24 protein-coding genes and 2 other annotated features are annotated in these 23,254 nt (G+C 43.6%); of the genes, 18 read left to right on the forward strand and 6 right to left on the reverse strand.

The genetic code is table 11. The features are described 5' to 3' along the window. Positions 1 to 38: 38 nt before the first annotated feature. The 6 genes from MPH60_RS03255 (at position 39) to MPH60_RS03280 (ending at position 3,000) form a co-directional block, all read left to right on the forward strand. Positions 39 to 533 carry a GNAT family N-acetyltransferase gene (locus MPH60_RS03255; protein ID WP_241594398.1) on the forward strand — a complete coding sequence of 165 codons (495 nt, stop codon included), beginning with the start codon at positions 39 to 41 and terminating at the stop codon, positions 531 to 533. A 127-nt stretch (positions 534 to 660) separates the two neighbouring features. Further along, positions 661 to 797 (forward strand) — a sequence feature (ribosomal protein L20 leader region). Between the two features lie 98 nt (positions 798 to 895). Next, positions 896 to 1,396 (forward strand): translation initiation factor IF-3, encoded by a 501-nt coding sequence (gene infC / locus MPH60_RS03260; RefSeq protein ID WP_034309072.1) that lies wholly within the window; start codon positions 896 to 898, stop codon positions 1,394 to 1,396. A gap of 34 nt (positions 1,397 to 1,430) precedes the next feature. After that, entirely contained in the window at positions 1,431 to 1,631 is a 201-nt protein-coding gene (gene rpmI / locus MPH60_RS03265) for a 50S ribosomal protein L35 (RefSeq protein WP_034309070.1), read from the forward strand. Between the two features lie 35 nt (positions 1,632 to 1,666). Beyond that, complete coding sequence (gene rplT / locus MPH60_RS03270; RefSeq protein ID WP_034309067.1) at positions 1,667 to 2,026, forward strand: 50S ribosomal protein L20; 360 nt, start codon at positions 1,667 to 1,669, stop codon at positions 2,024 to 2,026. Positions 2,027 to 2,094: 68 nt separating this feature from the next. Further along, a complete protein-coding gene (locus MPH60_RS03275) occupies positions 2,095 to 2,370 on the forward strand; it encodes a DUF1294 domain-containing protein (protein ID WP_241594399.1) in 276 nt (91 codons plus the stop codon). A gap of 60 nt (positions 2,371 to 2,430) precedes the next feature. Continuing rightward, positions 2,431 to 3,000, forward strand: a complete 570-nt coding sequence (locus MPH60_RS03280; RefSeq protein ID WP_101222877.1) for a TVP38/TMEM64 family protein — start codon at positions 2,431 to 2,433, stop codon at positions 2,998 to 3,000. Between the two features lie 54 nt (positions 3,001 to 3,054). Here MPH60_RS03280 and MPH60_RS03285 read toward each other — a convergent pair whose 3' ends face one another. Continuing rightward, positions 3,055 to 3,435: a sigma-w pathway protein ysdB gene (locus tag MPH60_RS03285; RefSeq protein WP_101222875.1), complete on the reverse strand. Its 381-nt coding sequence runs from the start codon at positions 3,433 to 3,435 to the stop codon at positions 3,055 to 3,057. 102 nt (positions 3,436 to 3,537) lie between these two features. On the opposite strand from MPH60_RS03285, the gene MPH60_RS03290 reads away from it, so the two are divergent. After that, positions 3,538 to 4,032 carry a dUTP diphosphatase gene (locus tag MPH60_RS03290; RefSeq protein ID WP_336275429.1) on the forward strand — a complete coding sequence of 165 codons (495 nt, stop codon included), beginning with the start codon at positions 3,538 to 3,540 and terminating at the stop codon, positions 4,030 to 4,032. Between the two features lie 64 nt (positions 4,033 to 4,096). After that, positions 4,097 to 5,182, forward strand: a complete 1,086-nt coding sequence (locus tag MPH60_RS03295; RefSeq protein WP_241594400.1) for a M42 family metallopeptidase — start codon at positions 4,097 to 4,099, stop codon at positions 5,180 to 5,182. 58 nt (positions 5,183 to 5,240) lie between these two features. Here the strand turns inward: MPH60_RS03295 and MPH60_RS03300 are convergent, their stop codons facing one another. From MPH60_RS03300 to MPH60_RS03315, 4 genes are all read right to left on the reverse strand, one after another. After that, complete coding sequence (locus tag MPH60_RS03300; RefSeq protein WP_241594409.1) at positions 5,241 to 5,945, reverse strand: LutC/YkgG family protein; 705 nt, start codon at positions 5,943 to 5,945, stop codon at positions 5,241 to 5,243. Beyond that, a complete protein-coding gene (locus tag MPH60_RS03305; RefSeq protein ID WP_241594401.1) occupies positions 5,939 to 7,369 on the reverse strand; it encodes a LutB/LldF family L-lactate oxidation iron-sulfur protein in 1,431 nt (476 codons plus the stop codon). The genes MPH60_RS03300 and MPH60_RS03305 overlap by 7 nt, the downstream gene beginning before the upstream one ends. 24 nt (positions 7,370 to 7,393) lie before the next feature. Then, entirely contained in the window at positions 7,394 to 8,110 is a 717-nt protein-coding gene (locus tag MPH60_RS03310) for a (Fe-S)-binding protein (protein WP_241594402.1), read from the reverse strand. A 181-nt stretch (positions 8,111 to 8,291) separates the two neighbouring features. Then, positions 8,292 to 9,023, reverse strand: a complete 732-nt coding sequence (locus MPH60_RS03315; protein ID WP_272492861.1) for a FadR/GntR family transcriptional regulator — start codon at positions 9,021 to 9,023, stop codon at positions 8,292 to 8,294. Between the two features lie 255 nt (positions 9,024 to 9,278). On the opposite strand from MPH60_RS03315, the gene MPH60_RS03320 reads away from it, so the two are divergent. From MPH60_RS03320 to MPH60_RS03350, 7 genes are all read left to right on the forward strand, one after another. After that, positions 9,279 to 10,967 carry an L-lactate permease gene (locus MPH60_RS03320; protein WP_241594403.1) on the forward strand — a complete coding sequence of 563 codons (1,689 nt, stop codon included), beginning with the start codon at positions 9,279 to 9,281 and terminating at the stop codon, positions 10,965 to 10,967. Between the two features lie 74 nt (positions 10,968 to 11,041). Further along, entirely contained in the window at positions 11,042 to 12,172 is a 1,131-nt protein-coding gene (locus MPH60_RS03325; RefSeq protein WP_241594404.1) for a PucR family transcriptional regulator, read from the forward strand. Positions 12,173 to 12,271: 99 nt separating this feature from the next. Next, on the forward strand, positions 12,272 to 13,684 hold the full coding sequence (gene glcD, locus MPH60_RS03330; RefSeq protein ID WP_241594405.1) for a glycolate oxidase subunit GlcD: 1,413 nt from the start codon (positions 12,272 to 12,274) through the stop codon (positions 13,682 to 13,684). Then, the gene (locus MPH60_RS03335) at positions 13,681 to 15,006 is read left to right on the forward strand and encodes a (Fe-S)-binding protein (protein ID WP_241594406.1); all 1,326 of its coding nucleotides are present in this window, start codon (positions 13,681 to 13,683) and stop codon (positions 15,004 to 15,006) included. Before glcD ends, MPH60_RS03335 begins: the two co-directional genes overlap by 4 nt. 244 nt (positions 15,007 to 15,250) lie before the next feature. Then, positions 15,251 to 16,180, forward strand: a complete 930-nt coding sequence (locus MPH60_RS03340) for a YsnF/AvaK domain-containing protein (RefSeq protein WP_241594800.1) — start codon at positions 15,251 to 15,253, stop codon at positions 16,178 to 16,180. Between the two features lie 169 nt (positions 16,181 to 16,349). Continuing rightward, complete coding sequence (locus tag MPH60_RS03345; protein ID WP_241594799.1) at positions 16,350 to 17,162, forward strand: general stress protein; 813 nt, start codon at positions 16,350 to 16,352, stop codon at positions 17,160 to 17,162. Positions 17,163 to 17,550: 388 nt separating this feature from the next. Further along, positions 17,551 to 17,913 carry a general stress protein gene (locus tag MPH60_RS03350; protein ID WP_241594798.1) on the forward strand — a complete coding sequence of 121 codons (363 nt, stop codon included), beginning with the start codon at positions 17,551 to 17,553 and terminating at the stop codon, positions 17,911 to 17,913. A gap of 35 nt (positions 17,914 to 17,948) precedes the next feature. Here the strand turns inward: MPH60_RS03350 and sspI are convergent, their stop codons facing one another. Continuing rightward, positions 17,949 to 18,158 carry a small acid-soluble spore protein SspI gene (sspI, locus tag MPH60_RS03355; protein ID WP_076364828.1) on the reverse strand — a complete coding sequence of 70 codons (210 nt, stop codon included), beginning with the start codon at positions 18,156 to 18,158 and terminating at the stop codon, positions 17,949 to 17,951. Positions 18,159 to 18,280: 122 nt separating this feature from the next. On the opposite strand from sspI, the gene MPH60_RS03360 reads away from it, so the two are divergent. From MPH60_RS03360 to pheT, 3 genes are all read left to right on the forward strand, one after another. Then, positions 18,281 to 19,039, forward strand: coding sequence for a TrmH family RNA methyltransferase (locus tag MPH60_RS03360; RefSeq protein WP_241594797.1), 759 nt, complete (start codon positions 18,281 to 18,283; stop codon positions 19,037 to 19,039). Positions 19,040 to 19,082: 43 nt separating this feature from the next. After that, positions 19,083 to 19,324 (forward strand) — a binding site (T-box leader). Between the two features lie 58 nt (positions 19,325 to 19,382). Continuing rightward, a complete protein-coding gene (pheS, locus tag MPH60_RS03365; RefSeq protein ID WP_098370018.1) occupies positions 19,383 to 20,423 on the forward strand; it encodes a phenylalanine--tRNA ligase subunit alpha in 1,041 nt (346 codons plus the stop codon). 29 nt (positions 20,424 to 20,452) lie between these two features. Continuing rightward, entirely contained in the window at positions 20,453 to 22,867 is a 2,415-nt protein-coding gene (pheT, locus tag MPH60_RS03370; RefSeq protein WP_241594796.1) for a phenylalanine--tRNA ligase subunit beta, read from the forward strand. The last annotated feature ends 387 nt before the right edge of the window (positions 22,868 to 23,254 follow it).

The following is a 23,254-nucleotide window of genomic DNA, read 5'->3' on the forward strand; positions in this document are numbered from 1 at the left end:
GTCAGTACGGACTGTAACCAAAGGGGGAGTGGGGATAAATGGAGATTAGAAAGGCTTCAAGGGAAGACGCGGGTAACTTGGCTGCTCTGTTCAATCATGTTGAAGATTCCGGGTATATGCTGTTCAACCCTGGGGAAAGAAAAGCGACAGCGAAACAAATGGAAAAGCAAATGGATCAAATCGAAAAAAATCCCCTTTCCGTTTTCCTCGTTGCTGCTAGCGGACATGAGTTGAAAGGTTATTTAATCTTATTGGGCAATCAAATGGGCCGAACGAGGCATTCAGCCAAAATCGTCATAGGCATCAATGAACAGGACAGAGGAAAAGGCATCGGTACGAAGCTATTTCAGAAAATGGAGGAGCATGCACGGACAAACGAAATACGGCGCCTGGAATTGTCCGTCATCGCAAACAACGCACCTGCGCTTTCCTTATATCGAAAGATGGGTTTTGTAAAGGAAGGAATAAAGCGGGAATCACTGTTTTTTGATGGGAAGTATCATGATGAATATTTTTTGTCCAAATTACTTTAAAAAACGTATTGTCAAATAACTGAATGTCTGATAATATTAATTTTGTTGTGAAAAACGAATAAAATTTAGCATTTGACAAGTCATCAGTGTTTATGATATATTTCTAAAGTGAATTGAATACGTGTTTGATGAAAAGAAGAAGCACCCGCTTCTCACCTGGTTGACGCAAACAATGCAGTTAACAGGTCATGATTTGATTATTTGGATCTTTCTGAATGAGTCTATCAGTGTGGGTGCAGCATGCATCCACACTTTTTTATTATGATTATATCCTGTAAGCGAGTTGTGAGCGTGACCGAATTTATTCAAATATTCGTATTCGCCAATATCTTTGGAGGTGGCTAACTATTAGTAAAGACGCGATGGTAAACGAGGGCATCCGAGCCCGTGAAGTTCGTCTTATTGACCAAAACGGAGAACAACTTGGAATTAAAACGAAATTCGAAGCATTGGAAATTGCCGCTCGTGTAAATCTTGATCTAGTTTTAGTTGCTGCAAATGCAAAGCCTCCGGTAGCCCGGATCATGGACTACGGAAAACACCGCTTCGAGCAGCAAAAGAAAGACAAGGAAGCACGTAAAAATCAAAAAGTCATCAGTCTGAAAGAGGTTCGTTTGAGCCCGACGATTGAAGAACATGATTTCAATACGAAGCTTCGCAACGGTATTAAATTCCTTGAAAAAGGCGATAAAGTAAAAGCTTCTATCCGATTCAAAGGACGTGCCATTACGCATAAGGAAATTGGTCAACGTGTACTCGTTCGTTTTTCTGAAGCATGTAAAGAAGTGGCTACAATCGAGCAACACCCAAAAATGGACGGGCGCAGCATGTTCATTATCTTAGCACCGAAAAACGAAAAGTAATTGTAAAGTAATTTGTAATGAGGAGGAATACCTTATGCCTAAAATGAAAACTCACCGCGGATCTGCTAAACGTTTCAAAAAGACTGGATCCGGCAAACTTAAGCGTTCTAACGCTTACACAAGCCATTTATTTGCTAACAAATCTACTAAGCAAAAGCGTAAGCTTCGCAAAGCTAGCCTTGTAAGCAAAGGTGACTTCAAACGTATTCGTCATATGCTAGACAACATTAAATAAGTTCGATTTATCGAGTTAAATAGGAGGGAAATAACATGCCACGTGTAAAAGGCGGTACTGTTACTCGCAAACGTCGTAAAAAGGTAATAAAATTAGCTAAAGGTTACTATGGCGCGAAACATATTCTTTTCAAAGTAGCTAACCAACAAGTAATGAAGTCAGGAAACTATGCTTTCCGTGACCGTCGTCAAAAGAAACGTGATTTCCGCAAACTTTGGATCACTCGTATCAACGCTGCAGCACGCATCAACGGTCTTTCTTACAGCCGTTTAATGCATGGTCTAAAGCTTGCTGGTATCGAAGTGAACCGCAAAATGCTTGCTGATCTTGCTGTTGCTGACGAACAAGCTTTTGCTCAATTAGCAACTGCTGCTAAACAACAATTAGACAAATAAGTCTGACTGATACAGCCACTCTCTTTTCAAGAGAGTGGCTTTTTACATATTTAAAGGAGGGAATGAGGATGCAAGGAGTATGGTTCATTGCTGCTTATATGATCATCACGAACATCATCGGGTTTGCCTTAATGGGAATCGATAAAAGGAAAGCGCGGAATGGGGAGTACCGGATCAGTGAAAAGACACTTTGGTTATGGGCAGTCATAGGCGGAGGGACTGGGTCCTTTTTGGGGATGAAGCAATTCCGCCATAAGACGAAGCATGCCGCTTTTAAGTGGGGCCTGCCTATATTGATGATTCTTCAGATAGCCCTATTGATCAAGATATTCATTCAATTGTAATATGTAGCCCGTATAATGTATATGCTTGTAGAAGCAGCAAAGAGTAGCTGGAGGGAGAGCATGAATGATAAACTGACACTTGTGATGAGCTACGTTCAATCAGGAAGCGTATTTGCACCGTTGATTTTTATCACTTTTCATTTATTAAGGCAATTTTTATTCATTCCCGTGATTGTGGTTTGCATGTCTGGCGGAGTATTATTCGGGGCAGCTTTTGGAACCATCTATTCGGTAATCGGTTTGACGTTGTCCAGTATGGCCTTTTATTTCGTGATAGGAAAATTTCCGAAAACAAAGGATAGGCTGCTGCGGCTTAAGAATAAGCTGTTTGGAAACCGAAAGCTAAACAGCCGGCAAATTGCAGTACTGAGGCTAATACCATTCATTCACTTTTACTTGCTGTCACTTTGCTTATTGGAATCCAATAAAGGGCTGAAAAATTATTTTTATCTATCCTTCATGACCAATCTCCCTGTTGCATTCGTATATACGGTTTTTGGCCACTATATTGCAGATTTCAGTCCAACCCTGATCGTCATCATTTTGTTATCCTTAACCTTATTGCTCTATTTATTGAGAGAGAAGCAGACGGTCGTTCCTTGGAAGGAATTTTTTCGTTCAGATGATTAATATTGAGCCTTGAGTACATTTTTCTCAAGGCTCTTCATTACGCGTGATTTTTTTTCATTTTTGTAAAAATTCCTTAACAGGGCTCTTCCAATCAATAACGGCATCCGGGTATTGTTTTTTAATGGCTTCCTCGATTTTTAAGAAGTCATTTCGCTTCAAGCCTTTTAGACCGGCCACTTTCTTGGGCCATATGAAGATGGAGATGACCTCAAAGGAGCGTTCCGTCGTCCCTAGATACTTTTCCCCCTCAAACATCACCCCGTTGTACGTCAATAAAAAATTCTTTCGTATATTGGCTGTATCGTCGAGCAGAAAGAACTTTTTCTGTTCATGTGCCAGCTCTAATTTTCTTTTCGGATTAAATAGGTATTTGATGACTGTATATATTAAGAAAATGATGAGAGCCAAAAGAATGAACCGCATGATCAATACCATGGAGCCACCTCCTTAAACAGAGTGATTCCCTTCATTTACGTATGGGTTTTTAATAAGTTTCATTTATTTGATATAATTTAGGGGAAGACAAGGAAAGAAGTGATGAAAATGAACATAGGTAAATTAATGGAAATGCAGGCAGCTTTGGATGAGCATATACAATCAAAGCATGATTTGGGTGCTGAGGACTTGGTGGAACGGAAGATACTTGCTCTTTTAGTGGAGCTTGGTGAGCTTGCCAATGAAACGAGATGTTTTAAATTCTGGAGTCTTAAAGGCCCCTCTGATAAAGAAACGATTTTGGCTGAATACGTGGATGGCATTCATTTCATTTTGTCACTCGGGATCGAACGGGGATTTGTACCGGAAGTTCCATCTGCCCCCACCATGCATCAGGAGGATTTGACGGTCCAATTTACTGCTATTTACGGCTACATCAGTGAATTTCGCACAAAGTTGACAGAGTCATCTTTCCAAAAGGTTTTTGCTGCGTATTTACATTTAGGAGAGTTGCTTGGATTTTCGGCAATGGATGTGGAAAAAGCATATGTCAGCAAGAATGAAGTGAATTACGAAAGGCAAAAGCAAGGCTACTGATTGTTTATGTAATCGATTATCTGTATAATTATTCTTGTAATGTAAGTTATAGGGAGGTATAGGGATGGCTCAATTGGATGAAACGTTAAGGATGCTTCGAGACTTAACGGATGCTAAAGGCATCGCAGGTAATGAAAGTGAAGTACGAAAAGTGATGACCGAATACATAACACCATTTGCGGATGAAATATCGACAGATGGCCTGGGAAGTTTGATTGCCAGGAAAACGGGTGATGAAAACGGACCGAAAATCGTCGTTACCGGGCATATGGACGAAGTCGGTTTCATGATCACCCAAATTGATGATAAAGGATTTTTGCGTTTTCAGCCGGTAGGGGGCTGGTGGTCACAGGTCATGCTGGCCCAGCGCGTGACGATCGTTACAAGTAAAGGTGATCTAACTGGCATTATCGGTTCCAAGCCGCCGCATATCCTGTCAGCGGAGGCGCGGAAAAAGCCGATTGATATTAAGGATATGTTTATTGATATCGGTGCATCCAATAAAGAAGAGGTTAAGGAATGGGGCGTCAAGCCAGGGGATATGGTTGTGCCATATTTTGAATTCACTGTCATGAATAATGAAAAGATGCTGCTCGCCAAAGCCTGGGACAATCGAATTGGCTGTGCAATCGCCATTGATGTGCTTAAGCAGCTGAAAGACAGCGACCATCCTAATGTAGTTTATGGAATTGGCGCTGTGCAAGAAGAGGTCGGCCTGCGTGGCTCCAAAACATCCACATTCAAAATTCAGCCTGATATCGGTTTTGCCGTCGATGTTGGCATCGCTGGTGATACACCGGGGGTTTCCGAAAAAGAAGCGATGAGTAAGATGGGGGAAGGCCCGCAACTCGTCATCTATGACTCATCGATGGTAGCACATAAGGGGTTACGCGATTTCGTCACCGACACGGCTGATGAAATGAATATTCCTTATCAATATGAATCGATTCCAGGCGGCGGGACGGATGCCGGCTCCATCCATTTAACGGCAAATGGTGTTCCCGCACTGGCAATCACGATTGCCACACGCTACATTCATTCACACGCAGCAATGCTCCACCGAGATGATTATGAGAATGCAGTTAAGCTCATTGTCGAAGTGATCAAACGTCTCGATCGTGAAGCGGTTGATCGGATCATTTATGAGTAATATAAAAGTTGAAAATGGAGAGGCCTAATTTAGGTCCTCTCCATTTTTTTCCTTATTTCTACTTATCTTCGACGATTATATAGACCGCTTTGATGGGACCATGGACGCCGACGACAAGGTCCATTTCGATATCAGCCGAATTGCTTGGCCCTGTTATGAAGTTGATGCAGGAAGGTACGACTTCGGCCCGTTTGACTTTTAAACGAATGGCCGATGCAGCCTGTGTCATTCGCGGAACAATTGTGCTTTTTGGAATGATGGAAACATGGCAGGAAGGAAGGAAGCTGATGGAACGGCCATGGTCCTTGTCGCTGAACAAGACGACGGTCGCTGATTCTGCTAGTGTCATCTCGCTGAATGTGATTCCGATGTTAGCACTTTCTGCTTTTTCGATATTTTCTTTCCCGGCTTGGTGATCCCATATATGGACATCTTTTTCCTTTAAGATGCCCTCCAATCCATAGTCGGAAAATCGATTGTCCTTAGGGATGATCAAGGGCCCGTTTCCAAGTTCCTCGATCACCTGTGTTAAACAATGCATCACGTGTTTGGAGTCGGTAACGTGAAACTGGGTATGAACCCGTTTACATTGCTCCTCCAATTCCGCGACAAGATCATTTGGTGTCGCATGTTTCAAAACTTCTTTTTGGGGGGCGTGCTTCCATTCCGGAACGGAGATGCCTTCCGTAATAGGAGCCCTTCCCAGGTTTTTGGCTATATTGTTTAAAAATGTCCCTTCATTATGGATGGTTCCATTCATGATGGTTTACCTCCTTTTTCCCGATTTTTGAACCAGTCCCGAAAGCTCTCCTTTCCTGGAGCAGGGAACTCGCGGCTTTCTGTCCAAGTTTTGAGTGGTCCAGGTCCTTTTGAGATAATATCCCCCGTTTTAAAAGGAGACATCGCGGATGGGGCCATTTTGGAGCCGAACTTATAAAGCATAGGCGAGGCCGCACCAATTCCGAAGGCTTTCATGGCCATCTTTTCTGAAAATGGGGCCATTTTTTCCTTTTCAACGATGACCTCACGATGCTTCCTCAGTAAATCATGGAGAGGAATCTTTACGGGACAGGCATCTGTACAGGCTGCACATAGAGTAGAGGCATATGGCAGCTCCTTGAAATCATCATACCCTCCGAGTAAGGGTGAAAGCACAGCGCCGATTGGTCCCGGATAGATTGAACCATAGGAGTGACCGCCAACCTGGCGATAAACCGGGCAGACGTTTATACAGGCAGCACAGCGAATGCATTGAAGAACGGATTGAAACTCAGTTCCTAAAATGGAGGAGCGTCCATTATCCACGATCACAAGGTGAAATTCCTCGGGCCCGTCTACATCGCCTTCATCACGCGGACCGGTAAGTGCGGTGATGTAACTGGTCAGCCTTTGGCCGACAGCGCTTCTTGTCAATAAGCTGACAAGGACCTCGAATTCATCGAATGTAGGTACAAGCCTTTCCATTCCCATCACGGTGATTTGCGTTTTTGGGAGGGCAGTGACTAAATCGGCATTTCCTTCATTCGTCACCAAACCGATCGAGCCCGTTTCCGCAATCGCAAAATTACAGCCGGTAATGCCTACATCGGCGCTTAAGAAATCTTTCCGCAGAATGCCCCGGACATGGGCGGTAAGCTCTTCCGGTTTTTCAGTTTGCGTATATGCAAGCTTTTCTTTGAAAACATCCCTAATCTGCTCCTTATTTTTATGGAGAGCAGGTGCGACGATATGGGAAGGGGGATCATGATCATCCACTTGTAAAATGTATTCACCAAGGTCCGTTTCAACGACATCGAGGCCAACTGCTTCAAGAGTGGCATTCAGATTGATCTCTTCCGTGACCATCGATTTGGATTTCACGACCTTTTTGGCGTTCTTTTTTACAATAACATCCTTGATGTATCCGCTTGCTTCTTCAGCCGTTTGAGCGAAGAAGACATGACCGCCTCTTTTCGAAACATTTTCTGCGAGCTGGTGCAAATAGAAATCAAGGTTACTAAGCACGTGCTGCCGGATTTCTTCCCCAAGGGAACGCCAATCCTCCCAGCTTCCCAATTCATCAACGGCAGTCAGCCGCCGTCCGTGTAATCGTTCTTGGGCACTCGATACGGCCAATCGCATAAAATCATTATGTATTCCTTCATCCACCCGGTCTTTAAACTTGGCAGAGCTGGTTTTCATAGCCATAAGTTTTTCCCCTCCTTGCTTTCTTTAAATACTATTCAGGACTTCCGCAATATGAAGCACCTTCACCGGTTGCCCCTTCCTTTGGATCCGTCCGCCGATATTCATCAAACATCCTGCATCCCCTCCGATTAAAAAATCGGCCCCGGTATCTTCAATATTGCAGACTTTCTCCTCGACCATTTGCCCGGAAATGTCCCCCATCTTGACCGAAAAGGTTCCCCCGAACCCACAGCAGTTTTGGGCATCCGGAAGTGGTGTCATTTCCAGCCCCCTGACATGGTTTAACAAAATGGCAGGTGCTTCCTTGACCTTAAGCAGCCGTGTCATATGGCATGAAGTATGGTAAGTGGCCTTTCCCTTAAGGGTCGCCCCGACGTCGGTCACTTTTAAGACATCCACGATGAATTGGGTCAATTCATATGTTTTAGCCGCTAATGATTCCGCCCTCTTTTCCCATTCGGCATCGCCTTTGAAAAGGGCCGGATATTCCTTGAACATCGCTGCACAGGAACCGGAAGGGGTTACGATGTATTCAGCATCCGCGAACGTTTTAATCATCTTTTTCATAGCTTCCTTCGATTCCTTCGTATACCCGCTATTATATGCGGGCTGTCCGCAGCATATCTGGGACTCAGGGAAATCGATCTCACAGCCTAATCGCTCGAGTAGCTCCACTGTCGCTTTGCCGACATTGGATTGAAACAAATCCACTAAACATGTTGCAAAGAGAGTAACTTTCAATTTGAACTCCTCCTTTTTCAAGTAAGTTAACAGGTCATCTGATGACTAAAAAATGGAAAAAGGAAATGGTTTAAGAGAATATACCAATTTCCAAGATTTTTTAAATGAAGTAATCGTTTTCAAAATAATATATCAATTTAATCCTTTTTTGTATAGGGTATTTTTGAAATTTATAGGAAGGTCAACTATGCTTTTGCTGATTTTTTTGGATGACCCGGTCCAGTGATTCCTCGACGCTTTTAAGGTGAAACAGCATGGCACTGCGCGCTCCGTCTTCATCCTGTGCCACGATTGCATCATGAATCCGGACATGCTGCTGGTAAAGCTGCTTAAGTGTCATCTCTTCGGAATAAAGCGCTATCCGGCGGATATCACCCATCTTTTCCGTCATTAATTCTGAAACGTGGTTCATCAATGTAATCAGCAGTTCATTTTGTGATGCATTTGCCACTGCAACATGGAAGGCGATATCTGCTTTATCACTGAGTTCTTCATCGTCGGATACCTTTTCCATATTAAAAAGACTTTCCTTGAGTTCGTTAAGGTTTTCTTCCGTTCTCATCTTAGCTGCCACTTCTGCCGTACCGGACTCAAGTATTTTCCGGACCTCCAGTAAATGCTTGATATTGTCTTGATCCATCAAAAGGGCGGCAGACAAGGGATGGTTCATGATGGTGGGGTCGAAGGTTTTGACAAATGTTCCTTCACCTTGTTTTATTTCAATAAGACCCATTGAACTCAATGCACTTAATGCTTCGCGGATGGCCGGGCGACCGACTTGGAAATTTTCCGCAAGCTGCTGAATGGAGTCCAATTGTTCACCTGGTTTAAGGCTGCCTGACCGAATCATTTCATAAAGTTCATCGCTGACTTCTTCATAAATTTTTTTCGGCTTTATTTTTTTATATACCAAGTAGTAGCACCTCTATTTTCTATGAGTTTCTCTGGTTAATATTATATAACACAAATGATCTTTGACACTTCCAGAAGGTTAAAAAAAACAACAAAAAACAAAAAAAATCTTGATTTTATATTTTTAATCATTTAATTTTAATGAGTACTCATCAAGTCATCTGATGACTTAGAATTTTCGAATATGTAAGGGGTTTCAAATAATGGTTGATTTCTGAATTTTTTAAAAAATCTATAGAAAATGGAGTCGAAATGAATGACATGGACACAAAACTTTACGCCGATCACCGATAATTTAGTTTTATCATCTCTTGCCGCACTCATTCCAATTCTTTACTTTTTCTGGGCGCTTACCATCAAACGTATGAAAGGTTACATGGCAGGTATAACCACGTTGCTTGTAGCTCTCGCAGTGGCTGTATTGATATATGGAATGCCTGCAGGAAAAGCAGTGATGTCTGCTTCACAAGGAGCCGTATATGGGCTGCTCCCAATCGGGTGGATAATCATCACTTCTGTATTTTTGTACAAAATGACTGTTAAAAGCGGACAATTCAATATCATTCGTTCTTCGGTGCTTTCGCTTACCGAAGACCGCCGCCTCCAGGCATTATTGGTAGCATTTTCTTTCGGGGCCTTTTTAGAAGGTGCGGCGGGATTTGGGGCACCGGTTGCCATTTCAGCCGCGCTTTTGGTCGGTCTTGGATTTAACCCGCTATATGCAGCTGGAATTTGTTTGATTGCGAATACCGCTCCGGTAGCATTCGGGGCGGTTGGAATACCGATCATCGCCATGGAAGGCCCAACTGGCATAGCCGCCATGGAGATTTCAAAAATGGTCGGCCGCCAATTGCCATTCCTTTCGGCTTTCATTCCGCTATATCTCATTTTAATAATGACTGGGTGGAAAAGGTCGCTTGAAGTCTTGCCGGCCATTTTGGTTTCCGGATTTTCCTTTGCCATCACACAGTACTTAAGTTCAAATTTTCTTGGGCCAGAATTACCGGACATCCTTTCCGCGTTAGTGTCACTATTTGCATTGGCGATCTTCCTTAAATTTTGGAAACCTAAAACGATCTTTCGCTTTGCATCCGAGGAAACGGCAGCCACTGTCGAACCTTTATATACAGCCGAAGCGGAAACAAAATACACGAAATGGCAGATATTCCATGCTTGGTCACCATTCCTTCTGTTAACGCTATTCATAACAATATGGGGGATGAACCCTATAAAGCCAGCACTCTCCGGACATTATGAAGGCAACAATGTGCTGCTTGGCGCAATCAATGAAATCGGGAAGCTATTAACCTTCCAAATCGAAGTCCCAGGCCTGCATAATGAGATAATCGGAAGCAATGGATTGCCGATTGCGGCTTTCTATAAAATAGAACTGCTCGGAGCAGCCGGGACGGCCATTTTACTGGCTGCGATCGTAACGAAGTTCATCGCACACATGTCTGCAAAAGACTTTTATCGCACCTTTGTTGAAGCGATGAAAGAGTTGGCAAAACCGATCTTGATGATTTCTACCGTGGTGGCCTTTGCCTATGTAACGAATGCTTCAGGCATGTCGACAACATTAGGGATGACCCTTGCAAAATCGGGTGATTTATTCCCGTTCTTCGCACCGGTTCTCGGTTGGCTGGGTGTGTTCATTACCGGATCGGATACATCTGCCAACCTCTTATTTGGCAGTCTGCAGAAAGTGACCGCTCTTAAAGTTGGGATGGAACCGGTCCTGGCACTGGCGGCGAACTCTTCTGGAGGGGTCACCGGAAAGATGATTTCACCCCAATCGATAGCGATTGCATGTGCTGCTGTTGGATTGGCGGGCAGGGAATCAGAATTATTGAGATTCACGCTCAAACATAGTCTTTTCTTATTGCTGCTTGTTTGTGTGATTACCTTCTTGCAAAATGGCGTCCTTTCCTGGATGATTCCATAAGTAGAATGAGGCTCTCCTTTCATAGGGGAGCCTCGAAATATTTATCAAGCCCATACAAAAAAGGAGGAAATATCATGCAATTGGCAGCTGTGGCAGGAAAATTGGTTCATGAGGTCCGGAAACTGATTGAAGAGGAAATCATCATTATTGATCATGCTGGCACGATTATCGCCAGCACCGACAACAGCCGTATTGGATCTTATCATGAAGGAGCCATCCACGCTTTCAACAATCGTGAGAAATTAATCATCAACAAACAGGATGAACGAAGTTGGAAAGGAGTGAAGGCAGGTATAAACCTGCCTATTTTCTTCAACCAGGAAGCCGTTTGTGTCATTGGAATTACAGGTGACCCCAAACATGTTTCTCCTTATGCGGAACTATTAAAAAAGATGACGGAGATGTTCATTCAGGAAAGTTATCATATCGAACAAGCAGAATCCCAATCACGTCTGATGGAATTCTTTGTATTTGAATGGCATCAGATGCAGACGTTCAATGAGCATTTCCTTCAGAAGGCCAAGTTGCTTGGGGTCGATGTCCATGCAGACCGGATCATCACCCTTGGTGAATTTAAGACTGAGGAAATCATTGAACCGCATGTATGGAGAACGCTTCAGATATACATAAGACAGCAGCATCCCAATGACATCGCAGTCCGTTGGGGGAGGAACCAATTCGTCATTCTTTCAATAGCTGATTTCATCGGTTCAAAAAACCAGCAATTTAAGAAATTAAGTAAACTGCAAAAAAAGTTGGAAGAGAGTTCGGGTTATAAAGTGTGTGCAGGTGTTAGTTCGCGTGCATCGGGATCCGCTTTCAGGTCAGCGTTTTTTAAAGCGGAACGTTCCTTGAAAATCGCGTTTCCTTCATCGGGGATCATTTTTGACGAGGACTTGAAGCTTGAGGTCCTGCTTGATGAAGTTACCGCTGAAACAAGACAGGAATATTTATCCCGGACGATTCAGGGGCTTCTTCCTAATGAGGAGCTGCTTAAAACCCTTTCCATGTATTTTGCATGTGATCTATCTTTGAAGGAGACCGCTAGAGCCCTGCATATCCATATCAATACCCTCCATTACAGGCTCAAGCGCATAGAGGATTTGACCCGGCTGAATCCTAGGAAGCTAGATGATTTAGTCACTATGTATCTAGCAGTAAGTGTATTGGATGAACATACAAATAAATCCTCTGAAAATCTCTGAATTTTATATGTTCATACATAGAAGACCAAGGTTTTTTTTCTTATACTTACATCATATAAAAAATCTCGAATTCCCTATGTTTATAAGAGGAGGATGTACATGTTAACAAAGCAGGTTAAGCAGCTACTTCTTACCATCGTCGGTCAGGAGAATTACGATGACTCGAAAGTGGAATGTCTAGTCTATTCATATGATGCAACGCCAGGCTTTCAAGCGATGCCGGATGCTGTCATTAAACCGGGCAGCACAGCTGAAGTCGCAGCCATCGTCAAAGTTTGCAGCGAATTTAATGTTCCGATCATTCCACGCGGGTCTGGGACGAATTTAAGCGGCGGCACTTGCCCGACAGAGGGGGGGCTTGTCCTTTTATTCAATCGGATGAATTCATTACTTGAAATAGATGAAGAGAACTTAACGGCGACCGTACAGCCTGGGCTCATCACATTGGACTTGATTTCAGCAGTTGAAGAAAAGGGATTGTTTTATCCGCCGGATCCAAGTTCGATGAAGATCTCCACGATTGGCGGCAATATTAATGAGAATTCTGGTGGACTCCGAGGATTAAAGTACGGAGTCACCCGTGATTATGTCATCGGGCTTGAAGTGGTCCTTCCAAATGGAGACATCATTCGAACAGGGGGCAAGCTTGCCAAAGACGTAGCCGGATATGATTTAACGAAACTATTTGTCGGATCTGAAGGGACCTTGGGAATCGTTACGGAAGCGATCCTAAAGCTGATCCCCATGCCAGAAACGACAAAGACGATGCTTGCTTTATACCAAGATCTGGATGCTGCAGCCCAGTCAGTGGCCAAGATCATTTCAAATAAGATCATTCCTGTTACATTGGAATTTCTGGATCGGCCGACTTTAATCGTTGTTGAGGACTTCGCGAAAATCGGTTTGCCCACCAATGTGGAAGCCGTCCTGCTGATTGAACAGGATGGTCCGCCTGAAGTGGTGGAACGTGATATGAAAAGGATGGCCGATATCTGTCTAGAGGAAAAGGCGGTTTCCGTGGAAATTGCCGAAACGGAATCTGACGCTGTCGCCTTGAAAACCGCAAGACGGACAGCCCTCTCTGCACTGGCACGCCTCAAACCGACGACCATTTTGGAAGATGCCACCGTTCCGCGGTCGGAGATTGCCAAAATGGTTAAAGCGATTAATGAGATCGCTGTCAAGCATAACGTGGACATTTGCACTTTCGGTCATGCTGGGGATGGGAACCTGCATCCAACATGCATTACCGACGCTCGTGATCATGAGGAAATGGAGAGGGTGGAGCTCGCTTTTGCTGACATTTTTGCCGCGGCTATCGACCTTGGCGGAACGATTACCGGTGAACATGGTGTAGGGGCGATGAAGGCCCCGTATCTTGAATGGAAGCTGAACAAAGAAGGGATTGATGCCATGAGGGCGATTAAACAAGCTTTCGATCCCACTAACATCATGAATCCAGGCAAAGTATTTGCCAAGGAGACCAGGAAAAGGGTGGTGGTTACTTCATGACGACAGTTCAGGAAAGGGAAACCATTGCCATTCAATTCGCGGAAAAAATGAATGAAGATGAATTGCTGAATTGCATGCGCTGCGGCTTTTGCTTACCCCATTGCCCGACATACATAGAATCGGGGCTGAAGGAATCCCATTCACCAAGGGGCCGGATTGCACTTATGAAAGCGGTGGCCGATGGTGTGATTGAGCCTGATGAGGATGTAGAACGCTCGTTGAGTCTTTGCCTCGGCTGCAGGGCTTGTGAGCCTGTTTGTCCTTCAGGTGTGAAATATGGACATCTTCTTGAAGAAGCAAGGGATATCATCCATCAGAATAAAAAACACAGTTACCCTGTAAAAACGATCCGCAAGGCCGTTTTTAGCGGATTATTCCCGCACCAGGAGCGAATGCAGGCGATGACAAGTTTGCTTGGCTTCTATCAGAAATCAGGACTGCAATACATGGCCCGAAAAACGGGAGTCCTCAAGCTGCTTCCGGATAATTTGGAAACCATGGAAAAAGTGCTGCCGAAAGTCCCGAAAAAATCAGAAATGAAAAATAGGCCAACCGAGCTGCCTGCAATCGGAACGCCGCTCAAAAAGGTGGCTTTCTTTTCTGGCTGCTTGATGGATACGATGTTTTTGGAAACGAACAAGGCGACACTAAAGCTTCTTCAGCTGGCCGGATGTGAAATCGTAATTCCGAAATCCCAGGCATGTTGCGGGGCGCTGCATGGGCACAGTGGCGAAAAAGAAGGTGCAAAGCAGCTGGCCAAGCGTAATATAGAAGCTTTTGAAGCGGAGGAAGTTGATTATATTATTACGAATGCCGGCGGCTGCGGCGCTTTTCTCATAGATTATGACCATCTGCTCCAAGCTGAACCGGAATGGCTCGACCGTGCAATCGCATTTAAAAATAAGTTGAAAGATATCAGCGAGATTCTCGTTGATTTGCGTTTTCAGGAGAAATTTCTCCTGAAACTGCCAGCTCAATCCGTAACTTTTCAGGATTCCTGCCATTTACGGAATGTGATGAACACCTCCTTGGCTCCGCGAATTCTCCTTCAATCGATAGATGGAATCGATTTTAGGGAAATGAAGGATGCGGATCGGTGCTGCGGCTCCGCTGGGATCTATAATATTATTGAATCAGAGATGTCCATGAATATTCTTGACTCTAAAATGGAGCACACGAAATCGACACAGGCCGATATTGTTGTCACGGCAAACCCTGGCTGTCTGTTGCAAATGCAATTGGGTATCGAGAGGGAAAACTTGGGGGAATGTACGAAAGCGGTGCATATTGCGGACCTGCTATTAAAGGCTGTGGCTTTATAATAGAAGAAAAAGAATGCGAGTGGAAAATAAATGGGATTATTTGGTTAAACATTACAATTTAATAAATGAGGAAACCCTTGTAAAGTCTGGACTTTAGATAAAAATACGTTCTGTGCTGAGAACGAATTGTAAATGATATAACAAAAATGAAATATGAATTCCTCGTTTACTTAGGAACATGGCGGGTATTGTTTATATATAGCATCCACTAAACGAAACAACAAAACCTAAGGAGGAATGTAAAATGAATAAAACAGTATATGGAGTATATGAATCAAATGCAGAAGTGATCCAAGCAATTAATGCACTTAAGGCAAAGGGCTTTGAAGGGGACGATATCACGGTCGTTGCGGACAAGGAAGAAACATTGGATTTCACGAACACTCAACGCGAAACGGATGTTCACACAATGACGAATGTTCCTAACGACGAATCGTTTATGGACAAGGTGGCACGTTTCTTCATGCCGGAAGATACGGCAGATCTTTCAACAAGATTGGCAAATGCAGGCCTTTCGAATAGTGAAGCGGCTGAACATGTCTTTGATGTAGAAAACGGAAAAGTCCTGGTTCTGGTTGAAGAAGGTGAAGGCCACCTTGGAACAGCAAAAGATAAATTCACGACCGGAAGAATGGACACTGCCGGTACAAGGCTTGATACTAACTCCACCAACCAACTATATAACGGCACTGAAAAAACTGATGCATTAAATAAAGAAGATGTTTATGGAGTCAATGGACACGGCCGTGAATTGCCAGAGGATGAAAGGACGCTTACACTTCGGGAAGAACAGCTGAACATTGACAAAGAAAGAGTTCAGACAGGTGAAGTCGTCATTAACAAAGAAGTCAATGAACAGCATAAAACAATTAATGTCCCTGTTGAACACGAAGAAGTGACAGTCGAGCATCGATCAGTTTCAGGACGTGAAGCGAATCTGGAAACTGGGAGCATTGAAGATGGGGAAACTATACGGATCCCTGTTGTTGAAGAAAAATTGGAAGTTTCGAAAAAACCGGTCGTCACTGATGAAATTGTCATCAAGAAACATGCTGTCCAAGAAACGGAACAAGTTCAGGATACTCTTAAAAAGGAAGATATTCAGCTTGATAGTACAGATGAATCGATCGTAAATGAGAAAAAGGCAACTGAACGTAGAACCGACCGCTTCTAAGAGTGAAGGAAATGGCCTGCAGTTTATAAAACTGCAGGCTCCTTTTTGATTTTAAAGACTTATTAAAGGTTCGAGGCTAGGGAAGGCAAACCTTTTTGTTTAATTAGCACCCATCAGGGTATAAATACACATAAGAAGAAATATCGGAATAAGAGGAGGAGGAAGAAGCATGGGAAAAACATTATATGGTGTTTTTAATACGGAAAGAGAAATAATCCAGGCTATACAATCCCTCAAGGAAAAGGGGGTCCATGAAGGAGAAATAACGGTAATAGCTGATAGGAAAGAAGATTTGGATCTCGTCAATGAAAAGCATGATCTGGATGTCGACGTCGTTACTAAGTCTAATGAGGATTCTTTCATTGATAAGATGAAACACTTTTTCCTGAACGAGGGTTCTGAAGATATAAGGAACCGACTAGGTGAGTTAGGGCTTGCCGATAGTGAAGCCACTGCTTATATAAATGAAGTGGAGGCTGGAAAATTCCTGATTCTTATAGATGAATCGGAAACCGTATCAGCACGAGATAACATAACTTCCAATCGCATCGAAGATACGGACGAACCTTTAGTGAATCCGCTTAAAACAGGTGTGGTGAACAATCCGGACCCTAACCTTTTTCCTGAAACAACAGCGAATGCCTATCAAACAGGGGAAGTGGAAGCACAGCCAGGCAGAAGCGAAGAACTTCATGGGAATTCTGCTAACATCTTTGAAAATGAAGAGCTGGGTACGAAGCGAGCTCAAGAAAGGGAAATCCGGGGGAACTCCACAGAAAAATTTAAGAAGCAAAAACCAGTGAATCATGAAGGAACACTGGCAAGTGACCCTCATGCAGACCCATTTTCTGCCGGTACTGACAAAGCCCTCGATGCTCAAGGATCACTGGATCAGACTCTGAGCCCGAATGTGAGCGGACAGCAAGAGGAAGGCTTGCAAGAAGAATACATCAAAAATCGAATTAATACCGACAATCTTTAATACGCAAAAAGAACAGCCTGCACAAGGCTGTTCTTCAGTTTGTGGATAAAGAGGGTTTGGAAATATTTCTTTCATCAAATTATGTTCCCGAATCACCTGACCCAAAACAACATCTTATACTCCTCCGATTTGATTTCAATCCAGTTGATTGGGAGCAGGTGTGCGGGACTCTTGCGGGAAAGGCGCGTCCAAGGGAGACCCCACAGGCGCAAACCGAGGAAGCACCCTGAATCCCCGCCAAAAGCAAGTGTCTGGCTTTAGGCAAAGGGTTTCCCCGTTCATTAGATAGGAATCTCCGCTATACTATTTGCTTGTTTATTGTTAAAGCCGCAAGGTATAATGACTAAGGAATTTTATTTTTAGTAGAGTAACAAGGAGAGGGAGAAACATGGAAAAAAACGTATATGGTGTTTTTGACTCTAATCCGGAACTACTTGCTGCAATTCAAGACTTAAAAGCTAAAGGCGTATCTGGCACCCAAATGACAGTGGCAGCTGATATAAAAAATTATGTGCAGCTTGGAAATGAACATACGGATATCCTAATCATTGCCAATCAGGATAAGGAGGACACTCTTTTCTTGAAAATTTTCCACTACTTCACAGATGAAGGATCTGGAGATTTACGCAGCTTTTTCACGAAATACGGCTACTCTTATGATGAGACAAAAGCGATGCTTGAAGAAGTGAGCGCAAAAAAATTCATCTTGCTGCTTGATGAAGAAGTCTCCATTGAAGAACTGAAGGCTTGAAGCGAAATCAAAAAAATAACAGCCACTGAAGGCTGTTATTTTTTTAATCCTGATTCAAGAGCAGTGATCATTTCCTGTTTTTCCTGCTCGGATGAATTTTGCCAGATGACCTCGAATAATACTCCCAATCCAGGTAGCATTTTTTCCTCGCCATTTTGTATGGCATCGACAATCGTGTCTTCCAGCTGCTCTTGCGAATTTCCAGATACATTTTGGATGATCGCATTACGTAAGTTTAAATTCATAATTATTCCTCCTCTAACACATAATGACTGACATTAATAGCATTTCACAAACTCGCATGCAATATGTATGTGAATTGCGTTATAATAGGAAAATCAGTGTGAAGTTAAAGGAGCGTTTACCCTTGAAATATATCGAATCCGTAAAAAACCCGCAAGTTAAGCAATGGAAAAAACTTTTGACGAAAAAAGAACGAGAAAAAACAGGTAAATATTTAGTCGAGGGTTTTCACCTAGTTGAAGAAGCCTTAAAAGAAGAAATCGTCTTGGAAGTGATCATCAATGAAGAAACTGAAATGCCTGCCCATTTTAAGGTGGAAGGCACAGAACTCATTTATGTGAAAAATGATATTATGAAGGCGATTTGTGATACCGAAGCCCCGCAGGGAATTGCTGCTGTTTGTGAACAGAAATCAACGAGCATGGCTTCCATCAATCCGGATAAACTTTTGCTGATCGATGCCGTCCAAGATCCGGGGAATATTGGAACGATGATCAGGACAGCGGATGCAGCTGGAATCGATGCGGTCATACTTGGCGAAGGGTGTGCTGACTTGTATAATCCCAAAGTGGTCCGTTCGACGCAAGGGAGCCTCTTTCATATGCCAGTCATTAAAGGGAACCTTTCTGAAATCATCGATGAGCTGAAGCAAGGCGGCATACCGGTTTATGGCACGGCATTAGAAGGTGCATCGCCATTTGAAGAAGTGGAAAAGTCTTCCCGATTTGCCCTGCTGGTCGGTAATGAGGGCCAAGGGGTATCGAAGGAATTACTGGAGAAAACGACTAAAAACCTTTATATTCCCATCTACGGAAAAAGTGAATCATTGAATGTGGGGATCGCTGCCGGGATTTTAATGTACCATTTACGAAAATCGATTTGAAACGGCCGAAGAATTATAATATAATAAAACAGAATTTTATAATGAAACGACGATGACAAAGAGTAGTAGGTTAAGTTAACCATATCCAGGGAGAAAATGCCTTGACTGAAAGCATTTTTATGGCACTGCTTAAGTGAATTCACCTTTCGAGTTGGCATTGGGAAGACAGGATGTCTGAAAAATGTTCCGGTGAAGAGCCGTTATTTTTAATGAAGTGAGTGCAGAAGTTTTTTTGTTTATGCACTAATAAGGGTGGTACCGCGATACATAAACCTCGTCCCTTTAGGGATCGGGGTTTTTTTGTGTTCATTTTTACAAAAGGAAAATAAAGGAGGAAGACATGATGCAGGAACGTTTACTAGAACTGCAGGAAGAAGCGTTGCAAAAAGTTGCCGCCGCTTCCGAATTGAAAGAACTGAATGAAGTCCGTGTTGCTTATTTAGGGAAAAAAGGGCCAATCACTGAGGTATTGCGCGGCATGGGTAAATTATCTGCCGAAGAACGCCCGAAAATCGGGGCACTAGCCAATGATGTACGGGAAGCGATCGCAACAAAGATCGAGGAGAAACAAAAAGCACTTGAAACGGCGGCAGTCAATGCAAAGCTAGCAACTGAAACGATTGACGTCACACTTCCTGGACGTCCGGTTAACAAGGGGAACCTACACCCTTTAACACGTGTTGTGGAAGAAATCGAAGACTTATTCATCGGGATGGGTTATACCGTTGCGGAAGGTCCTGAAGTCGAAAGCGACTACTACAACTTCGAGGCACTTAACTTGCCAAAAAGCCATCCGGCACGTGATATGCAGGATTCGTTCTACATAACGGATGAAATCCTGATGCGTACGCACACTTCACCTGTTCAAGCCAGAACGATGGAAAAACATAAAGGTCAAGGTCCTGTTAAAATCATTTGCCCAGGAAAAGTATATCGCCGTGATAACGATGATGCGACACACTCCCATCAATTCCAGCAAATTGAGGGCTTGGTCATCGATGAGAACATCAGCATGAGCGACCTGAAAGGAACACTGGACGTATTTGCGAAAAAAGTATTCGGGCAAGACCGTGAAATCCGTCTTCGTCCTAGTTTCTTCCCATTTACGGAGCCTTCCGTCGAAGTGGATATTTCTTGTAAAATCTGCGGCGGTAAAGGCTGCAGCGTTTGTAAACAAACAGGCTGGATCGAAGTGCTTGGCGGCGGGATCGTTCATCCGAACGTCCTTGAAATGGCTGGCTTCGATTCCAAGAAATATTCAGGATTCGCATTTGGAATCGGTGTGGAACGGATTGCCATGTTGAAGTATGGCGTGGATGATATCCGTCATTTCTATACGAATGATGTTCGATTCTTAAAACAATTCAACCATCACGAAGCATAAATTTTTTATTTTGAAAAGGAGGACCTACCATGTTTGTGTCATATAAATGGTTACAAGATTATGTTGACCTTTCAGGCATCAATGCGACGGAGCTAGCTGACAAAATCACGAAAAGCGGCATTGAGGTTGAAGGGGTGGAAAAGAAAAGTGAAGGGCTAAAAGGGGTCGTCATCGGGCATGTCATTGAACGTGAACAGCATCCAAATGCGGATAAATTGAATAAATGCCAAGTTGATATCGGGGCCGAAAATCCCGTACAAATCATCTGTGGAGCACCGAATGTCGATAAAGGCCAAAAAGTCGCAGTCGCTACTGTTGGCGCAGTCCTTCCAGGTAATTTCAAAATCAAGAAAGCGAAACTTCGCGGAGAGGAATCGCACGGGATGATTTGCTCGCTTCAGGAATTGGGCTTCGAATCCAAGCTCGTTTCCAAGGATTATGCTACAGGTATCTTCGTCTTCCCTAATGATGTGGAAGTAGGGAAAGATGCATTGGAGGAACTTGGTTTAAGTGATGAAGTGCTGGAACTTGGACTGACTCCAAACCGTTCCGACGCATTGAGCATGCTTGGTGTTGCATACGAAGTGGGAGCCATTCTAGGCCGGGAAGTGAAATGGCCGGTTGTAGAGAAAGAAGAGGCAGCTGAAAAAGCAACGGATTATATCAGTGTCAAAGTTGAAGCGAAAGACGATAACCCGATATACATGGCTAAAATCATCAAGGATGTCAAGGTCGGACCCTCACCGCTTTGGATGCAGACTAGGTTGATGTCTGCAGGTATCCGACCTCATAATAATGTGGTGGATATCACGAACTACATTTTACTTGAATACGGCCAACCGCTCCATGCCTTTGATTATGATCGCTTTGGTTCAAAGGAAATCGTCATCCGAAGAGCGAAGGATGCAGAAAAAATCGTAACATTGGATGAAGCGGAACGCACTTTGACACCTGACCATTTAGTGATCACAAATGGCAGCGAGCCTGTAGCGATAGCTGGTGTGATGGGCGGAGCGGATTCCGAAGTGAAAAATGATACGACGAACATCATTATTGAAAGTGCATATTTTGCAGGTACAGTAGTTCGTAAAGCTTCAAAGGACCATGGATTACGCAGTGAAGCTAGTGCCCGCTTTGAAAAAGGTGTTGACCCGGCCCGTGTACGTGAAGCTGGTGAACGTGCTGCACAATTGATTGCACAATATGCAGGCGGAACAGTTTTACAAGGAGCAGCAGAAGTCGATGAATTGACTATGGAACCTGCGGTCATTAGCATCACTCTTGAAAAAATCAACACACTTCTTGGAACAAGCATGACCGTATCAGTTGTGGAATCGATTTTTAAACGTCTGCAATTTGGCGTTGAACTTGACAATGAAACATTTACAATCACAGTACCGACGCGCCGTGGTGATATTACGATTGAAGCTGATTTAGTCGAAGAGGCTGCACGTTTATTTGGATATGATAACATTCCGGCTACATTGCCGATTGGTGCTGCTACTCCAGGCCAATTGACAGACTATCAAATTAAACGGCGGAAGGCACGCCGTACACTTGAAGGCGCAGGCCTTTATCAAGCGGTGACCTATTCACTGACAAGCCAGGAAAAAGCGTCCCAATTTGCACTGGAAGCAAGAGAATCCATACGATTAGCCATGCCAATGAGTGAAGAACGGAGCCAGCTGCGTTTAAGCATCGTGCCTCAATTGCTGGAAGTCGTGAAATATAACAATGCCCGACAAATTGATTCACTGGCACTGTATGAAATCGGTTCTGTATTCTTTAAGCGTGACGAACAAGAGCTGCCTGAAGAAAAAGAACATATTGCTGGAGCAATCACAGGCCTATGGGAGTCACATCTATGGCAAGGTGAAAAGAAACCAGTGGATTTCTTTGTAGCCAAAGGCGTGATCGAAGCATTATTCGACACACTTGGATTAGCTGATCAAATTAGCTATCGCCAAGCGGAAATCAACGACATGCATCCAGGACGGACAGCGGAAGTACGATTGAATGGTGAAGTGATTGGCTTTATCGGCCAAGTGCACCCAACTGTCCAAAAAGACTTGGATATTAAAGAAACATACATTTTCGAACTTTCCTTAAAAGCATTGGCTGAAGCCGAAGTCGCGCCGATTGCGTACCAAACCATTCCGCGCTATCCATCAACCACACGCGATATCGCACTCGTTGTGGATCAAGCTACGAAAGCCGGGGACATTCAGGATATTATTGAAGAAGCCGGTGGTAAACTGCTGAAAGAAGTAAGCATCTTCGACTTATACGAAGGTGAAAGAATGGAGGAAGGCAAGAAATCCATTGCCTACTCACTGAAATACTTCGACCCGGAACGTACACTGACGGACGAGGACATTACAAAAGCACATGATAAAGTGCTTGAAGCCGTTAAAGAAAAAGCCGGCGCAGAGCTAAGAGGATAAAACCAAAAAGACAGCTCCCTGAATCCTGGGGAGCTGTCTTTTTGGATTTTACGAGTAAATGGAGAAAATTCACGAGTAAATGATGCGAACTCACGAGTAAAACGCAAACTCACGAGTAAAGGCGAGAATTCACGAGTAAATAGCATAAATTCACGAGTAAAAGGCGAGAATTCACGAGTAAATAGCGCAAATTCACGAGTAAAAGATGCAAACCCACGAGTAAAAAGCGCAAACTCACGAGAAAAAAGCGAGAATTCACGAGTAAATAGCGTAAATACACGAGTAAAAGGCGAGAGTTCACGAGTAAATGATGCGAACTCACGAGTAAAACGCAAATTCACGAGTAAATGATGCGAACTCACGAGTAAAACGCAAATTCACGAGTAA

It is taken from the genome of Peribacillus sp. Aquil_B1 (assembly GCF_022603275.1).
Lineage (GTDB): Bacteria > Bacillota > Bacilli > Bacillales > DSM-1321 > Peribacillus.

Excerpts from the sequence above, each read along its gene's own strand:
- MPH60_RS03290 (WP_336275429.1), top strand. The coding sequence starts at position 3,538 with ATGAAAATGAACATAGGTAAATTAATGGAAATGCAGGCAGCTTTGGAT.
- MPH60_RS03275 (WP_241594399.1), top strand. The coding sequence starts at position 2,095 with ATGCAAGGAGTATGGTTCATTGCTGCTTATATGATCATCACGAACATC.
- pheT (WP_241594796.1), top strand. The coding sequence starts at position 20,453 with ATGTTTGTGTCATATAAATGGTTACAAGATTATGTTGACCTTTCAGGC.
- glcD (WP_241594405.1), top strand. The coding sequence starts at position 12,272 with ATGTTAACAAAGCAGGTTAAGCAGCTACTTCTTACCATCGTCGGTCAG.
- rpmI (WP_034309070.1), top strand. The coding sequence starts at position 1,431 with ATGCCTAAAATGAAAACTCACCGCGGATCTGCTAAACGTTTCAAAAAG.
- infC (WP_034309072.1), top strand. The coding sequence starts at position 896 with ATGGTAAACGAGGGCATCCGAGCCCGTGAAGTTCGTCTTATTGACCAA.
- MPH60_RS03350 (WP_241594798.1), top strand. The coding sequence starts at position 17,551 with ATGGAAAAAAACGTATATGGTGTTTTTGACTCTAATCCGGAACTACTT.
- MPH60_RS03325 (WP_241594404.1), top strand. The coding sequence starts at position 11,042 with ATGCAATTGGCAGCTGTGGCAGGAAAATTGGTTCATGAGGTCCGGAAA.
- sspI (WP_076364828.1), bottom strand. The coding sequence starts at position 18,158 with ATGAATTTAAACTTACGTAATGCGATCATCCAAAATGTATCTGGAAAT.
- pheS (WP_098370018.1), top strand. The coding sequence starts at position 19,383 with ATGCAGGAACGTTTACTAGAACTGCAGGAAGAAGCGTTGCAAAAAGTT.
- MPH60_RS03280 (WP_101222877.1), top strand. The coding sequence starts at position 2,431 with ATGAATGATAAACTGACACTTGTGATGAGCTACGTTCAATCAGGAAGC.
- MPH60_RS03255 (WP_241594398.1), top strand. The coding sequence starts at position 39 with ATGGAGATTAGAAAGGCTTCAAGGGAAGACGCGGGTAACTTGGCTGCT.
- rplT (WP_034309067.1), top strand. The coding sequence starts at position 1,667 with ATGCCACGTGTAAAAGGCGGTACTGTTACTCGCAAACGTCGTAAAAAG.
- MPH60_RS03335 (WP_241594406.1), top strand. The coding sequence starts at position 13,681 with ATGACGACAGTTCAGGAAAGGGAAACCATTGCCATTCAATTCGCGGAA.
- MPH60_RS03345 (WP_241594799.1), top strand. The coding sequence starts at position 16,350 with ATGGGAAAAACATTATATGGTGTTTTTAATACGGAAAGAGAAATAATC.
- MPH60_RS03295 (WP_241594400.1), top strand. The coding sequence starts at position 4,097 with ATGGCTCAATTGGATGAAACGTTAAGGATGCTTCGAGACTTAACGGAT.
- MPH60_RS03320 (WP_241594403.1), top strand. The coding sequence starts at position 9,279 with ATGACATGGACACAAAACTTTACGCCGATCACCGATAATTTAGTTTTA.
- MPH60_RS03305 (WP_241594401.1), bottom strand. The coding sequence starts at position 7,369 with ATGGCTATGAAAACCAGCTCTGCCAAGTTTAAAGACCGGGTGGATGAA.
- MPH60_RS03285 (WP_101222875.1), bottom strand. The coding sequence starts at position 3,435 with ATGGTATTGATCATGCGGTTCATTCTTTTGGCTCTCATCATTTTCTTA.
- MPH60_RS03340 (WP_241594800.1), top strand. The coding sequence starts at position 15,251 with ATGAATAAAACAGTATATGGAGTATATGAATCAAATGCAGAAGTGATC.